We start from the raw sequence: 232 nt of genomic DNA, 5'->3' as shown, positions 1-232 counted from the left end.
GGACGTGTTCGAGACCGAGCCGGCGACAAACTCGCCGCTGTTCGGAACGCCCGGGTTAGTCTCCACGCCGCACCTGGGCGCTTCGACCAGCGAGGCGCAGGTCAATGTCGCGATCCAGGTGGCGGAGCAGATGAGCGACTTCCTCCTGCTGGGCGGAGTCACCAACGCGATCAACATGCCCTCGCTGTCGGCGGAGGAAGCGCCGCGGCTGAAGCCGTACATGGCGCTGGCC

Annotated in this window: 1 pseudogene; it reads left to right on the top strand. The window is 67.2% G+C overall.

The features are described from left to right. A pseudogene (locus tag ACSNOK_RS36445) lies at positions 1 to 232 on the top strand (phosphoglycerate dehydrogenase); the annotation flags it as partial.

It is taken from the genome of Streptomyces sp. URMC 126, from assembly GCF_051386555.1.
Lineage (GTDB): Bacteria > Actinomycetota > Actinomycetes > Streptomycetales > Streptomycetaceae > Streptomyces.
This window is presented reverse-complemented; position numbering and strand designations above follow the sequence as displayed.